The 13,455-nt window shown below is 66.7% G+C and carries 12 protein-coding genes; 8 read left to right on the top strand and 4 right to left on the bottom strand.

The window, feature by feature from the left end; genetic code table 11:
* Window positions 1-6 precede the first annotated feature (6 nt).
* The gene (locus tag BLT78_RS16850) at window positions 7-1,383 is read right to left on the bottom strand and encodes a glutamine synthetase family protein (protein WP_090350744.1); all 1,377 of its coding nucleotides are present in this window, start codon (window positions 1,381-1,383) and stop codon (window positions 7-9) included.
* Window positions 1,384-1,648: 265 nt separating this feature from the next.
* Here BLT78_RS16850 and BLT78_RS16855 point away from each other — a divergent pair, with 265 nt between their 5' ends.
* The 8 genes from BLT78_RS16855 (at window position 1,649) to BLT78_RS16890 (ending at window position 10,696) form a co-directional block, all read left to right on the top strand.
* Entirely contained in the window at window positions 1,649-2,401 is a 753-nt protein-coding gene (locus tag BLT78_RS16855) for a gamma-glutamyl-gamma-aminobutyrate hydrolase family protein (RefSeq protein ID WP_090350745.1), read from the top strand.
* Window positions 2,402-2,448: 47 nt separating this feature from the next.
* A complete protein-coding gene (locus BLT78_RS16860) occupies window positions 2,449-3,804 on the top strand; it encodes a glutamine synthetase family protein (protein ID WP_090350746.1) in 1,356 nt (451 codons plus the stop codon).
* A gap of 45 nt (window positions 3,805-3,849) precedes the next feature.
* Entirely contained in the window at window positions 3,850-5,208 is a 1,359-nt protein-coding gene (locus BLT78_RS16865) for an aspartate aminotransferase family protein (protein WP_090350748.1), read from the top strand.
* 120 nt (window positions 5,209-5,328) lie between these two features.
* Window positions 5,329-6,426: a polyamine ABC transporter substrate-binding protein gene (locus tag BLT78_RS16870; RefSeq protein WP_090350750.1), complete on the top strand. Its 1,098-nt coding sequence runs from the start codon at window positions 5,329-5,331 to the stop codon at window positions 6,424-6,426.
* Between the two features lie 187 nt (window positions 6,427-6,613).
* Entirely contained in the window at window positions 6,614-7,675 is a 1,062-nt protein-coding gene (locus BLT78_RS16875; protein WP_090350752.1) for a polyamine ABC transporter substrate-binding protein, read from the top strand.
* 59 nt (window positions 7,676-7,734) lie between these two features.
* On the top strand, window positions 7,735-8,886 hold the full coding sequence (potA, locus tag BLT78_RS16880) for a polyamine ABC transporter ATP-binding protein (RefSeq protein ID WP_090350753.1): 1,152 nt from the start codon (window positions 7,735-7,737) through the stop codon (window positions 8,884-8,886).
* Window positions 8,887-8,972: 86 nt separating this feature from the next.
* Window positions 8,973-9,854 (top strand): ABC transporter permease subunit, encoded by an 882-nt coding sequence (locus BLT78_RS16885; protein WP_172830832.1) that lies wholly within the window; start codon window positions 8,973-8,975, stop codon window positions 9,852-9,854.
* Window positions 9,851-10,696: an ABC transporter permease subunit gene (locus BLT78_RS16890; RefSeq protein WP_090350757.1), complete on the top strand. Its 846-nt coding sequence runs from the start codon at window positions 9,851-9,853 to the stop codon at window positions 10,694-10,696. The genes BLT78_RS16885 and BLT78_RS16890 overlap by 4 nt, the downstream gene beginning before the upstream one ends.
* A 100-nt stretch (window positions 10,697-10,796) precedes the next feature.
* On the opposite strand, the gene BLT78_RS16895 is transcribed toward BLT78_RS16890, so the two are convergent.
* Genes BLT78_RS16895 through BLT78_RS16905 form a run of 3 tightly spaced genes read right to left on the bottom strand, consistent with a single transcriptional unit; the run spans window position 10,797 to window position 13,407 of the window.
* A complete protein-coding gene (locus BLT78_RS16895; protein WP_090350759.1) occupies window positions 10,797-11,429 on the bottom strand; it encodes an SCO family protein in 633 nt (210 codons plus the stop codon).
* A complete protein-coding gene (gene cyoE / locus BLT78_RS16900; RefSeq protein ID WP_090350762.1) occupies window positions 11,426-12,331 on the bottom strand; it encodes a heme o synthase in 906 nt (301 codons plus the stop codon). Before cyoE ends, BLT78_RS16895 begins: the two co-directional genes overlap by 4 nt.
* Window positions 12,332-12,351: 20 nt before the next feature.
* Window positions 12,352-13,407: a COX15/CtaA family protein gene (locus tag BLT78_RS16905; RefSeq protein ID WP_090350765.1), complete on the bottom strand. Its 1,056-nt coding sequence runs from the start codon at window positions 13,405-13,407 to the stop codon at window positions 12,352-12,354.
* Window positions 13,408-13,455: the final 48 nt, after the last annotated feature.

A 13,455-nucleotide genomic window follows, 5' to 3' on the forward strand; every position in this document is an offset into this window, starting at 1 on the left:
CATGCATCAGACGGTATGCAGGTACCAGTTGTACTCGAGGTCGGAGATGGTGGTCTCGAACTCTTCCAGCTCGGCTTCCTTGCAGGCGACGAAGATGTCGATGTAGTCCGGGCTGATGTACTGGTTCAGCACCTCGCTGTCGTCCAGCGTGCGCAGGGCGTCGCGCAGGTTGTTGGGCAGGCTCTGCTCGAGCTGCTCGTAGGAGTTGCCCTCGATCGGCTCGCCCGGCTCGATCTGGTGGGTCAGGCCGTGGTGCACGCCGGCTAGCAGCGAGGCCATCAGCAGGTAGGGGTTGGCGTCGGCGCCGGCCACGCGCTGCTCGATGCGCAGCGCATCGGGGTTGCCGGTCGGTACGCGCAGGGCCACGGTGCGGTTGTCCAGGCCCCAGGACGGCGCGTTGGGCACGTAGAACTGCGAGCCGAAGCGACGGTAGGAGTTGACGTTGGGGCAGAGGAAGGCCATCGACGCCGGCAGGGTCTGCAGCACGCCGCCGATGGCGTGGCGCAGGGCGTCGTTGTCGAGCGGATTCTCGGCGGCGAAGATGTTGTTGCCGTCCTTGTCGAGCAGCGAGATGTGCACGTGCAGCCCGTTGCCGGCCTGGCCCGGATAGGGCTTGGCCATGAAGGTGGTGTCCATCTCGTGGTCGTAGGCGGTGTTCTTGATCAGGCGCTTGAGCAGCACGGCGTAGTCGCAGGCCTTGATCGGATCGGCGACGTGGTTGAGGTTGACCTCGAACTGCGCCGGGGCGCTCTCCTTGACGATGGCGTCGGCGGGGATGCCCTGGATGTGGGCGCCGTCGATGATGTCGCGCAGGCAGTCGGCGTACTCGTCGAGATCGTCGATGGAATAGACCTGCACCGCCTGCGGGCGCTTGCCGGAGATCGGCGAGCGCGGCGGCTGCGGCCGGCCGTTCACGTTCTCCTGGTCGATCAGGTAGAACTCCAGCTCGAAGGCCGCGCACACGGTCAGGCCCATGTCGGTGAAACGCTGCACCACCCGGCGCAGCACCTCGCGCGGATCGGCGAAGAACGGCTCGCCTTCCATCTCATGCATGGTCATCAGCAGCTGGGCGGTCGGCCGGCGCTGCCAGGGCTCCATGCTCAGGGTGCCGGGAATCGGCTTGCAGACGCGATCGGCGTCGCCGATGTCGAGGCCCAGACCGGTGCTTTCCACGGTCGAGCCGGTGATGTCGAGGGCGAACAGTGAAGCCGGAAGGTTGATCCCCTTTTCGTATACCTTGAGCAGACTGCCACGGTCGATGCGCTTGCCGCGCACCACTCCGTTCATGTCCGAAATGAGCAGGTCCACGAACTGGACCTCCGGATGTTCCGCAAGGAACTCGTTCGCTTCGTTGAGCAGAACGGCACTCGTAGCGGGAGACATGGTGGGACACCTTTATATTGTTAAAAATTTCAATCAGGTACCTGTACGAGTCTGAGTCAATCCCAATGGCTTTGCTTTGTCAACAGCCCCACTCGTCGCCCCCTGTTAGGGCATGGTGACCTTATATAGGGCCTCCATGGGCACACCTGATTCATTGCGCTGGTGCAATCTGCGGGAGGCGTTCAGGCAATTACCCAACTATTGTTAAATAAATCGAACGTGACTACCCTCGAATCAACCCCATCACTGCGATGCCCGGTGTTCCATGTCTCGCCAGCCCCTGATCGGCGTCACCGCCTGCAGCAAAGAGATCGGCCTGCATCCCTTCCATATCGTCGGTGACAAGTACGTCCGCGCCATCGCCGTCGCCGCCGGTGGCCTGCCCCTGGTGATCCCGGCCATGCCCGAGCTGCTCGACCAGGCCAGCCTACTCGAGCGCCTCGACGGCCTGCTGCTCACCGGCTCGCCGTCCAACGTCGAACCGCATCATTACCAGGGCCCGGGCAGCGCGCCCGGCACCCATCACGACCCGGCCCGCGACGGCCTGACCCTGCCGCTGATCCGCGCCGCGGTGGCCGCCGGGGTGCCGCTGCTCGGCATCTGCCGCGGCTTCCAGGAAATGAACGTGGCCTTCGGCGGCAGCCTGCATCAGCGCGTGCACGAGGCCGGGCCGTTCATGGACCACCGCGAGGACCACGCGGCGCCGCTGGAGGTGCAGTACGGCCTGCGCCACCCGCTGCTGGTGCAGCCCGGCGGCCTGCTCGACCAGCTCGGCCTGGCCCCGCAGTTCGAGGTCAACTCGGTGCACGGCCAGGGCGTCGAGCGCCTGGGCGAGGGACTGCGCGTCGAGGGGCTGGCGCCGGACGGCCTGATCGAGGCGTTCTCCGTGGCGGAGGCGAAGAGCTTCGCCCTCGGCGTGCAGTGGCACCCGGAATGGAAGGTCGGCGAGCACCCGGCCTACCTGGCGATCTTCCGCGCCTTCGGCGACGCCTGCCGCGAGCGGGCGGCGCGGCACTGAGCCATCCTGTCAGGAACCCACCGACGGGCAACCCAACCGAGGTCGTTATGGCTACCAAGCTGGACCGGCTGAGCAACTGGCTCAAGGAACGCAAGATCATCGAGGTGGAGTGCCTGGTCACCGACCTCAACGGCATCGCCCGCGGCAAGATCGCTCCGACCAGCAAGTTCCTCGCCGAGCGTGGCATGCGCCTGCCCGAGAGCGTGCTGCTGCAGAGCGTCACCGGCGACTATGTCGAGGACGAGATCTACTACGAGCTGCTCGACCCGGCCGACATCGACATGTTCTGCCGCCCCGACGAGAACGCGGTGTTCCCGGTGCCGTGGGCGGCCGAGCCGACCGCCATGGTCATCCACGACAGCTACGACAAGGTCGGCAATCCCACCGACCTGTCGCCGCGCAACGTGCTCAAGCACGTGCTGGGGCTGTACGCCGAGCGCGGCTGGAAGCCGATAGTCGCGCCGGAGATGGAGTTCTACCTGACCCAGCGCTGCGACGACCCCGACTACCCGCTGCTGCCGCCGGTGGGCCGCTCCGGGCGCCAGGAAACCGGCCGGCAGTCGTTCTCGATCGACGCCGCCAACGAGTTCGACCCGCTGTTCGAGGACATGTACGCCTGGTGCGAGGCGCAGGGCCTGGATCTGGACACCCTGATCCACGAGGAAGGCACCGCGCAGATGGAGATCAACTTCCGCCACGGCGACGCCCTGCAGCTGGCCGACCAGATCTTCGTGTTCAAGCGCACCCTGCGCGAGGCGGCGTTCAAGCACGGCGTCACCGCCACCTTCATGGCCAAGCCGATGACCGGCGAGCCGGGCAGCGCCATGCACGTGCACCAGAGCGTGGTCGACGGCAACGGCCGCAACGTGTTCTCCAGCGAGGACGGCAGCATGAGCGAGCTGTTCCTCAACCACATCGCCGGCCTGCAGAAGCTGATTCCCGAGGCGCTGCCGCTGTTCGCGCCCAACGTCAACTCGTTCCGCCGCTTCCTGCCCGACACCTCGGCGCCGGTCAACGTCGAGTGGGGCGAGGAGAACCGCACCGTCGGCCTGCGCGTGCCGGACGCCAACCCGCAGAACCGCCGGGTGGAAAACCGCCTGCCGGGCGCCGACGCCAACCCCTACCTGGCCATCGCCGCCAGCCTGCTGTGCGGCTACGTCGGCATGGTCGAGGGCCTGCACCCGTCGCCGCCGGTCAAGGGCCGCGCCTACCAGCGGCGCAACCTGCGCCTGCCGCTGAATCTCGAGGCGGCGCTGGAGGCCATGGAACAGTCGAAGACCCTCGAGCGCTATCTGGGCCGACGCTTCTGCCGCGGCTACGTGGCGGTCAAGCGGGTCGAGAACGAAAACTTCAAGCGGGTGATCAGCTCCTGGGAGCGTGAATTCCTGCTGCTCTCGGTGTAAATACCGTCACCCAGCCACCGCCTCCGACAGGGGAGAACTCCAAGAATGTCCCAGCAACGCACCACCGCCCAATGGCAAGCGCTCAGCCGCGAGCACCTGCTCGCCCCGTTCAGCGACTACAAGCAGCTCGCGGCCAAGGGCGCCCGCATCGTCACCAAGGCCGACGGCATCTATCTGTGGGATAGCGAGGGCAACAAGATCCTCGACGGCATGGCCGGCCTGTGGTGCGTCAACGTCGGCTACGGCCGTCGCGAGCTGGCCGATGCCGCCCAGCGGCAGATGCTCGAGCTGCCCTACTACAACCTGTTCTTCCAGACCGCTCACCCGCCGGCGATCGAGCTGGCCAAGGCGATCGCCGAGATCGCCCCGCAAGGCATGAACCACGTGTTCTTCACCGGCTCGGGCTCGGAGTCCAACGACACCGTGCTGCGCCTGGTGCGCCACTACTGGGCGATCAAGGGGATGCCTGCGAAGAAGGTGATCATCGGCCGCATCAACGGCTATCACGGCTCCACCGTGGCCGGCGCCAGCCTCGGCGGCATGAAGGCCATGCACGAGCAGGGCGACCTGCCGATCCCCGGCATCACCCATATCGCCCAGCCCTACTGGTACGGCGAGAGCGGCGCGATGGGCCAGGAGGAGTTCGGCGAGTGGGCCGCCAACGAACTGGAGAAGAAGATCCTCGAGGTCGGCGAGGACAACGTCGCCGCCTTCATCGCCGAGCCGATCCAGGGCGCCGGCGGGGTGATCATCCCGCCCGCGAGCTACTGGCCGCGGGTGCGCAGGATCCTCGCCAAGTACGACATCCTGTTCATCGCCGACGAGGTGATCTGCGGCTTCGGCCGTACCGGCGAGTGGTTCGGCAGCCACTACTACGACCTCGCTCCGGACCTGATGCCGATCGCCAAGGGCCTGACCAGCGGCTACCTGCCGATGGGCGGGGTGATCGTGCGCGACGAGGTGGCGCAGACCCTGGCCGAGGGCGGCGAGTTCTACCACGGCTACACCTACTCCGGGCATCCGGTGGCGGCCGCCGTGGCCCTGGAGAACATCCGTATCCTGCGCGAGGAACGGATCGTCGAACGGGTCAAGCAGGAAACGGCACCCTATTTGCAGAAACGCTGGCAGGAGCTGGCCGACCATCCGCTGGTGGGCGAAGCCCGCGGCCTGGGCATGCTCGGCGCGCTGGAGCTGGTCAAGAACAAGAAGACCCGCGCCCGTTTCGAGGGCGGCATCGGCATGCGCTGCCGCGAGCACTGCTTCCGCAACGGCCTGATCATGCGCGCGGTGGGCGACACCATGATCATCTCGCCGCCGCTGGTGATCACCCCGGAACAGATCGACGAGCTGATCACCCTGGCACGAAAGTGCCTGGATGCGACCGCTGCCGAAGTTCTTGGCTAAGTCGGGCGTTGAGCGCCGCCGCAGTCCTTGCCAGACTTGGCAGCACGTTGCCCAGGCCAGCGGTGCGGAAGGCGACGGCGCTCCAGGAACCCAACAGCAATCATCAGGAAGCACAACTTCATGAAAGCATTCGCCAAGACCCTCCTCGCGGCCGCCCTGGCCGCCACCGCAGTCGGCGCGGCCCAGGCCGACGACAAGGTGCTGCACGTCTACAACTGGTCGGACTACATCGCCGCCGACACCGTGGCCAAGTTCGAGAAGGAATCGGGCATCAAGGTCGTCTACGACGTCTACGACAGCAACGAGACCCTGGAAGCCAAGCTGCTGGCCGGCAATTCGGGCTACGACATCGTGGTGCCGTCGAACAACTTCCTCGCCAAGCAGATCAAGGCCAAGGTCTACCAGCCGCTGGACAAGGCCAAGCTGACCAACTGGGACAACCTCAACCAGAGCCTGCTGAAGGCCGTGTCGGTCAGCGACCCGGGCAACCAGTACGCCATCCCCTACATGTGGGGTTCGATCGGCATCGGCTACAACCCGGAGAAGGTCAAGGCCGCCCTCGGCGACAACGCCCCGGTCAACTCCTGGGACCTGCTGTTCAAGCCGGAGAACATCGAGAAGCTCAAGGGCTGCGGCGTCAGCTTCCTCGACTCGCCGACCGAGATCCTGCCGATCGCCCTGCACTACCTCGGCTACCCGACCGACAGCCAGGACTCCAAGCAGCTGAAGGAAGCCGAGGCGCTGTTCCTCAAGATCCGCCCCTACGTGACCTACTTCCACTCCTCGAAGTACATCTCCGACCTGGCCAACGGCAACATCTGCGTGGCCGTGGGCTACTCCGGTGACGTCTACCAGGCCAAGTCGCGCGCCGAGGAGGCCGGCGGCAAGGTCCAGGTGGCGTACAACATTCCGAAGGAAGGCGCCGGCACCTTCTTCGACATGGTGGCCATCCCCGCCGACGCCAAGAACCCGGCCGGCGCCCATGCCTTCATCAACTTCCTGATGAAGCCGGAGATCATGGCCGAGATCACCAACGAGGTGCAGTTCCCCAACGGCAACGCCGCCGCCACCCCGCTGGTGAACGAGGAGATCCGCACCGACCCGGGCGTCTACCCGAGCGACGAGACCATGGCCAAGCTCTACGCCATCGCCGACCTGCCGGCCAAGGTGCAGCGCGAGATGACCCGCAGCTGGACCAAGATCAAGTCCGGCCAGTAACACCGAGCGTCACCCCGACCGCTGGCCCAGCCAGCGGTCGGCTCCCCGGCGGCCAGATCCCCGGAAGGATTCCGCGATACCCGGCAGTCATCGCCACTGCCACCCGCAACACCTGCGCAGCTGGCCACACAAGAACAACTATGAGGACTCCGCGATGCAGACCCCATTGCTTTGCTCTCTGGCCGGCATGCTCCTGGGCATGCTGATCGGCACCTCGGCGGTGGCCGCGCCACAGCTGCACATCTACAACTGGTCGGACTACATCGGCGAGGACACCCTCGCGGAGTTCGCCGAGCAGACCGGCATCGTCCCGCAGTACGACGTGTTCGACTCCAACGAGACCCTGGAAGGCAAGCTGCTCGCCGGCAACAGCGGCTACGACCTGGTGGTGCCGTCCAACCACTTCCTCGGCCGGCAGATCCGCGCCGGGGTGTTCCAGAAGCTCGATCGCAGCCGGCTGCCCAACTGGAAGAACCTCGACCCGCAGCTGCTCAGGCAGCTCGAGCGCAACGATCCCGGCAACCAGTACGCGGTGCCCTACCTGTGGGGCACCAACGGCATCGGCTACAACGTCGACAAGGTCAAGGCGGTGCTCGGCATCGAGCGCATCGACTCCTGGGCGGTGCTGTTCGAGCCGGAGAACATCAGGAAGCTGTCCGCCTGCGGGGTGGCCTTCCTCGACTCGGCCGACGAGATGATCCCGGCCATGCTCAACTACCTGGGCCTCGACCCCAACAGCCAGAATCCCGACGACTACGCCAGGGCCGAGGCGAAGCTGCTGGCCATCCGCCCCTACGTGACCTACTTCCACTCCTCCAAGTACATCGCCGACCTGGCCAACGGCGACATCTGCGTGGCCGCCGGCTACTCCGGCGACGTGCTGCAGGCGGCCGACCGTGCCGAGGAGGCCGGCAAGGACGTCGAAATCGCCTACAGCATTCCCCGCGAGGGAGCCAACCTGTGGTTCGACATGCTGGCCATTCCCGCCGACGCGAAGAACGTGGCCGAGGCGCACCGTTTCATCAATTACCTGCTGGAGCCGGCGGTGATCGCCAGCGTCAGCGACTACGTCGGCTACGCCAACCCCAATCCCAAGGCAGACGCCCTGATGGATCCGGAAGTGCGCGGCAACAGTTCGGTCTATCCGCCGCAAGAAGTTCTCGATCGCCTCTTCGTTTCTGCCGAGTTGCCCGCTAATGTGCAGCGCCTCATGACCCGTAGCTGGACGCGCATCAAGTCCGGCCAATGACAGATACCCACTAAACCGACCCGGCCTCCGGCCGGAACAACCAGATCAGGGAGCAGTAAATGGCAATAACCTCCAGTGCCTACAAGAAAGCCCTGACCGGCGTCCAGCAAGCCAAGGAAGTCCTGGTCAAGATCGACAGGGTGACCAAGAAGTTTGACGAGACGGTGGCAGTCGACGACGTCTCGCTGACCATCCACAAGGGCGAGATCTTCGCCCTGCTGGGCGGCTCCGGTTCGGGCAAATCCACCCTGCTGCGCATGCTCGCCGGTTTCGAGCGGCCCACCGAGGGGCGCATCTACGTGGATGGCCAGGACATCACCGACCTGCCGCCCTACGAGCGGCCGATCAACATGATGTTCCAGTCCTACGCGCTGTTCCCGCACATGAGCGTGGAGCAGAACATCGCCTTCGGCCTCAAGCAGGACGGCCTGGCCAAGGCGGAGATCGACGCGCGGGTGGCCGAGATGCTCAAGCTCGTGCACATGACCCAGTACGCCAAGCGCAAGCCGCACCAGCTCTCCGGCGGCCAGCGCCAGCGCGTGGCCCTGGCCCGCTCGCTGGCCAAGCGCCCCAAGCTGCTGCTGCTCGACGAGCCGATGGGCGCGCTGGACAAGAAGCTGCGCTCGCAGATGCAGCTGGAGCTGGTGGAGATCATCGAGCGGGTCGGCGTGACCTGCGTGATGGTCACCCACGACCAGGAAGAGGCGATGACCATGGCCCAGCGCATCGCCATCATGAACCTCGGCTGGATCGCCCAGGTCGGCTCGCCGACCGACATCTACGAGACCCCGGCCAGCCGCCTGGTCTGCGAGTTCATCGGCAGCGTCAACCTGTTCGACGGCGAACTGGTGGAAGACCTGCCCGATCGCGCGGTGATCGCCTGCCCGCAGCTGGAGCGGCCGATCTACGTCGGCCACGGCATCTCCACCCGCGCCGAGGACAAGCGCATCACCTACGCCCTGCGTCCGGAGAAGGTGCTGCTCAGCACGCAGAAGCCGGAGGTCGAGCACGAGGACTTCAACTGGTCGGTCGGCAAGGTGCAGGACATCGCCTACCTCGGCGGCCATTCGGTGTACCACGTCGAACTGCCTTCGGGGATGATCGTGCAGGCGTTCATGGCCAACTCCGAGCGCCACGTGAAGCGCCCGAGCTGGGACGATCAGGTCTACCTGCACTGGGTCGACGACAGCGGCGTGGTGCTGCAGTCATGAATGCATCCGTCTCCGAAGCTAGCTTCCAGACCCCCACTAGTCGACCGCAGGGTGGTGCGGCCATCATGAAACCTCTCAAGCGACTGCTGCCTTCCGGCCGGCAGCTGGTCATCGGCGTGCCGTTCTTCTGGCTGCTGCTGTTCTTCCTGCTGCCCTTCGCCATCGTGGTGAAGATCAGCTTCGCCGAAGTCGACGTGGCCATCCCGCCGTACACCGAGATCGTCACCTGGGCGGACAACCAGCTCAGCGTGCTGCTCAACCTCGGCAACTACGTGTTCCTCAGCGAGGACGAGCTGTACCTGTCCGCCTACCTCGGCTCGCTGAAGATCGCCACCATCAGCACCCTGCTGTGCCTGCTGATCGGCTACCCGATGGCCTACGCCATCAGCCGCGCCAGCAAGGAGATGCAGACCGTCTGGCTGCTGCTGGTGATGATGCCGACCTGGACCGCGATCCTCATCCGCGTCTACGCCTGGATGGGCATCCTCAGCAACAACGGCCTGCTCAACAGCGTGCTGCTGGGGCTCGGCCTGATCGACGCGCCGCTGCAGATCCTCAACACCGACCTCGCGGTGTACATCGGCATCGTCTACGCCTACCTGCCGTTCATGGTGCTGCCGCTGTACGCCAACCTGGTCAAGCACGACCCCACCCTGCTGGAGGCCGCCGCCGACCTCGGCTGCCGGCACCTGTCCAGCTTCTGGAAGATCACCGTGCCGCTGTCGAAGAACGGCATCATCGCCGGCTGCATGCTGGTGTTCATCCCGGTGGTCGGCGAGTTCGTCATCCCCGAGCTGCTCGGCGGTCCGGAGACCCTGATGATCGGCAAGGTGCTGTGGCAGGAGTTCTTCAACAACCGCGACTGGCCGGTGGCCGCGGCGCTGGCGGTGGTGATGCTGGCGATCCTGCTGGTGCCGATCATCCTGTTCAACAAGAACCAGGCGAAGGAACTGGAGGGCAAGCTATGAAGCGCTTCAGCTTTTCCAACTTCATGCTGATCGCCGGCATGGCGTTCATCTACCTGCCGATGCTGATCCTGGTGATCTACTCGTTCAACGCCTCGCGGCTGGTGACGGTATGGGGCGGCTGGTCGCTGCACTGGTATCTCGGCCTGCTCGACAACGCGCAGCTGATGAGCTCGGTGGGCCGCTCGCTGGAGATCGCCTTCTACACCGCGATCGCCGCCACCGCGCTGGGCACGCTGGCCGCCTTCGTGCTCACCCGCATCCCGCGTTTCCGCGGCCGCACCCTGTTCGGCGGCATGGTCACCGCGCCGCTGGTGATGCCCGAGGTGATCACCGGTCTGTCGCTGCTGCTGCTGTTCGTGGCCATGGCCCAGCTGATCGGCTGGCCGGCCGAACGCGGCCTGCTGACCATCTGGATCGCCCACACCACCTTCTGCACCGCCTACGTGGCGATCGTGGTGTCGGCGCGCCTGCGCGAGCTGGACCTGTCGATCGAGGAAGCGGCCATGGACCTCGGCGCGCGGCCGTGGAAGGTGTTCTTCCTGATCACCATCCCGATGATCGCGCCGTCGCTGGCGGCCGGCGCCATGATGTCCTTCGCCCTGTCGCTGGACGACCTGGTGCTGGCCAGCTTCGTCGCCGGTCCCGGCGCCACCACCCTGCCGATGGAGATCTTCTCCGCGGTGCGCCTGGGGGTGAAGCCGGAGATCAACGCGGTGGCCAGCCTGATCCTGCTGGTGGTGTCGCTGTTCACCTTCTGCGCCTGGTACTTCAGCCGCCGCGCCGAGGAGCACCGCAAGCGCGCCATGCTCCAGGCCATGGAGGAAACCGCCAAGGGCGCCTGACGCGACCTGCGCCGTCGGTAATGCACAAGGGCCACCCCGCGGGGTGGCCCTTGTCGTTTGCAGGGTGTGCATGGCGCACCCTGCCGGGATCGGCGCCGCGTCACTCCTGCTTGAGCACCCGCGGCAGCTGCGCCGCCAGCTTGGCCGGGTTGAGCGGGGCGCGGATGAAGCCGCGCTGGCGGCCGTCCGGACCGATCAGTGCCAGGTTGCCGCTGTGGTCGACGGTGTAGTGCTCCTTGCTGGTGTCGCCGGGGATGAAGGGAATGCTCACCGCGCTGGCCAGCGCCTGGATGTCCGCCAGCTCGCCGGTCAGTCCGGTGTAGCCGGCCTTGTAATAGCCGAGGTACTGCTTGAGCTGCGCCGGGGTGTCGCGCGCCGGATCGATGCTGACCATGGTCACCCGCAGGCGCGCCAGCGCCTCCGGCGGCAGCTGCTGCTGCACCTGGCGCAGCTCGGCGAGGGTGGTCGGGCAGATGTCCGGGCAGAAGGTGTAGCCGAAGAACAGCAGGGTCCAGTGGCCCTTGAGCTGATCGAGCGCCTGCGCCGCGCCGTTCTCGTCGGTCAGGCTCAGCGCCGGCAGGGCGCGGCTCTGCGGCAGGAGGATGATGCCGGCGTCGGCCAGCGCCAGCGGGTCGGCCTGCTGCGGCGCATTGAGCACCTTGCTGACGGTGAGGCCGAGCACCAGGGCGATGGCGGCGACGAGGAACAGGACGGTCTTGTGGATGCGGGTCATGGACTCAGGTTCAGGACGAGGTAGTGATCGGCGAGCAGGGCGATGAACAGGGCGAACAGGTAGGTAATAGAGTACTTGAAGGTGTTCAGCGCGGCCTGCGGTCGGCTGTCACGGTACAACGCCCAGGCCCAGTCGAGGAAGCGCGCGCCGAGCAGCACGGCGCCGGCCAGGTACAGCGGCCCGCTCATGTGGATGACGAAGGGCAGCAGGCTGACGGCGAACAGGATCAGGGTGTAGAGCAGGATGTGCAGCTTGGTGTAGCGCTCGCCGTGGGTCACCGGCAGCATGGGGATCTCCGCCTTGGCGTAGTCGTCCTTGCGGTGGATGGCCAGCGCCCAGAAGTGCGGCGGCGTCCAGGCGAAGATGATCAGCACCAGCAGCAGCGCCTCGGCGTCCAGCTGGCCGGTCACCGCGGTCCAGCCGAGCATCGGCGGCGCCGCCCCGGCGATGCCGCCGATGACGATGTTCTGCGGTGTGGCGCGCTTGAGGAAGCCGGTGTAGATCACCGCGTAGCCGACCAGCGAGGCCAGGGTCAGCCAGGCCGTCAGCGGGTTGGTGAAGGCCAGCAGCAACAGCTGGCCGGCCAGCGCCAGGGCGCCGGCGAACAGCAGCGCCGCCCGCGGCGAGACGCGCCCGGCCACCAGCGGGCGCAGGCGGGTGCGCGCCATGATGGCGTCGATGCGGCGGTCGACCACGTGGTTGACCGCCGCCGCCGCGCCGGCGCACAGGGCGATGCCGAGGTTGCCGGCCAGCAGCACGGACAACGGCACCCAGCCGTCGCTGGCCAGCAGCATGCCGACCAGCGAGGTGATCAGCATCAGCACCACCACCTTGGGTTTGGTCAGCTCCAGATAGTCGTGCCAGACGGCTTGGGTCTGGCGCTCGTGTACCAGTGTGGTCATGGCCTTCTCCCCTCTTGTTGTCATGGTTCCCCGGCGGCCCGCAGGCGGGACAGCGCCTGGCTGTCGCGCAGCGGCAGACGCACCGCGCGCGGCGCCGCACGCAGGCGGTAGTTGACCAGCACCAGCACCAGCAGCAGCGCCGCCCCGCCCAGGTTATGCGCCACCGCCACGGCCAGCGGCAGGTGCAGCAGCACGTTGGAAATCCCCAGGCCGAGCTGCACACCGAGCGCCAGCAGCAGCAGGCCGGCCAGACGCGACAGGCCGGCGCGCCACAGCTGCCCGGCCAGGGTCAGCAGCAGCAGGCTGACCAGCAGGGCGCCGAGGCGATGGCTCATGTGGATGGCAGTGCGCGCTTCGCTGTCGAGCTGGCCGCCGAGGTAGTTGGGACCGATGTGCTGGGAGAGGTGGAAGCCGTTGGCGAAGTCCATCGCCGGCCACCACTGGCCATGGCAGGTCGGCAGATCGACGCAGGCCACCGCCGCGTAGTTGCTGCTCACCCAGCCGCCTAGGGCGATCTGCCCGACCACCGCGAGCAGCGCCAGCGCGGCGAGGGCGCGCAGCCGCGCCGGCACGGCCAGCGGCGGCAGCGCGGCGGACAGGCGCAGGGTCAGCAGGAACAGCAGGCCGAGGGTGGCGAAGCCGCCGAGCAGGTGGGCGGTGACCACCTGCGGCCACAGCTTGAGGGTCACCGTCCACATGCCGAAAGCCGCCTGCAGCAACACCAGCGCCAGCAGGGCCAGCGGCAGCCGGAGCGGCTGGCCGGCGTGCTGGCGCCAGCGCAGCGCGCGGATGGCGAGGGCCAGGATCAGCAGGCCGAGGCTGCCGGCGAAGTAGCGGTGGACCATCTCGTTCCAGCCCTTCTCCGCTTCCACCGGGGCCTCCGGGAAGTGCCGTTCGGCATGGGCGAGCTGTTCGGCGCTCTGCGGTACGCCGATGAAGCCGTAGCAACCCGGCCAGTCGGGGCAGCCGAGCCCGGCATGGGTCAGACGGGTATAGGCACCGAGCATCACCACCAGCAGCGCCAGCAGGGTGGCGGCCAGTGCCAGGCGGAAGCCCGGTCGTGCTGAGAAAGCCATGGCAGTATCTCCCCCGGGATTGCTGCACAGCCGGTGATGGCGGCCGCG

It is taken from the genome of Pseudomonas oryzae (genome assembly GCF_900104805.1).
Taxonomy (GTDB): Bacteria; Pseudomonadota; Gammaproteobacteria; order Pseudomonadales; family Pseudomonadaceae; genus Geopseudomonas; species Geopseudomonas oryzae.

What these genes read in the sequence shown, in the direction of transcription:
- BLT78_RS16890 (WP_090350757.1), top strand. Translation starts at nt 9,851, where the DNA reads ATGAAGCGCTTCAGCTTTTCCAACTTCATGCTGATCGCCGGCATGGCG.
- BLT78_RS16855 (WP_090350745.1), top strand. Translation starts at nt 1,649, where the DNA reads ATGTCTCGCCAGCCCCTGATCGGCGTCACCGCCTGCAGCAAAGAGATC.
- BLT78_RS16870 (WP_090350750.1), top strand. Translation starts at nt 5,329, where the DNA reads ATGAAAGCATTCGCCAAGACCCTCCTCGCGGCCGCCCTGGCCGCCACC.
- potA (WP_090350753.1), top strand. Translation starts at nt 7,735, where the DNA reads ATGGCAATAACCTCCAGTGCCTACAAGAAAGCCCTGACCGGCGTCCAG.
- BLT78_RS16895 (WP_090350759.1), bottom strand. Translation starts at nt 11,429, where the DNA reads ATGACCCGCATCCACAAGACCGTCCTGTTCCTCGTCGCCGCCATCGCC.
- cyoE (WP_090350762.1), bottom strand. Translation starts at nt 12,331, where the DNA reads ATGACCACACTGGTACACGAGCGCCAGACCCAAGCCGTCTGGCACGAC.
- BLT78_RS16905 (WP_090350765.1), bottom strand. Translation starts at nt 13,407, where the DNA reads ATGGCTTTCTCAGCACGACCGGGCTTCCGCCTGGCACTGGCCGCCACC.
- BLT78_RS16875 (WP_090350752.1), top strand. Translation starts at nt 6,614, where the DNA reads ATGCTCCTGGGCATGCTGATCGGCACCTCGGCGGTGGCCGCGCCACAG.
- BLT78_RS16850 (WP_090350744.1), bottom strand. Translation starts at nt 1,383, where the DNA reads ATGTCTCCCGCTACGAGTGCCGTTCTGCTCAACGAAGCGAACGAGTTC.
- BLT78_RS16860 (WP_090350746.1), top strand. Translation starts at nt 2,449, where the DNA reads ATGGCTACCAAGCTGGACCGGCTGAGCAACTGGCTCAAGGAACGCAAG.
- BLT78_RS16865 (WP_090350748.1), top strand. Translation starts at nt 3,850, where the DNA reads ATGTCCCAGCAACGCACCACCGCCCAATGGCAAGCGCTCAGCCGCGAG.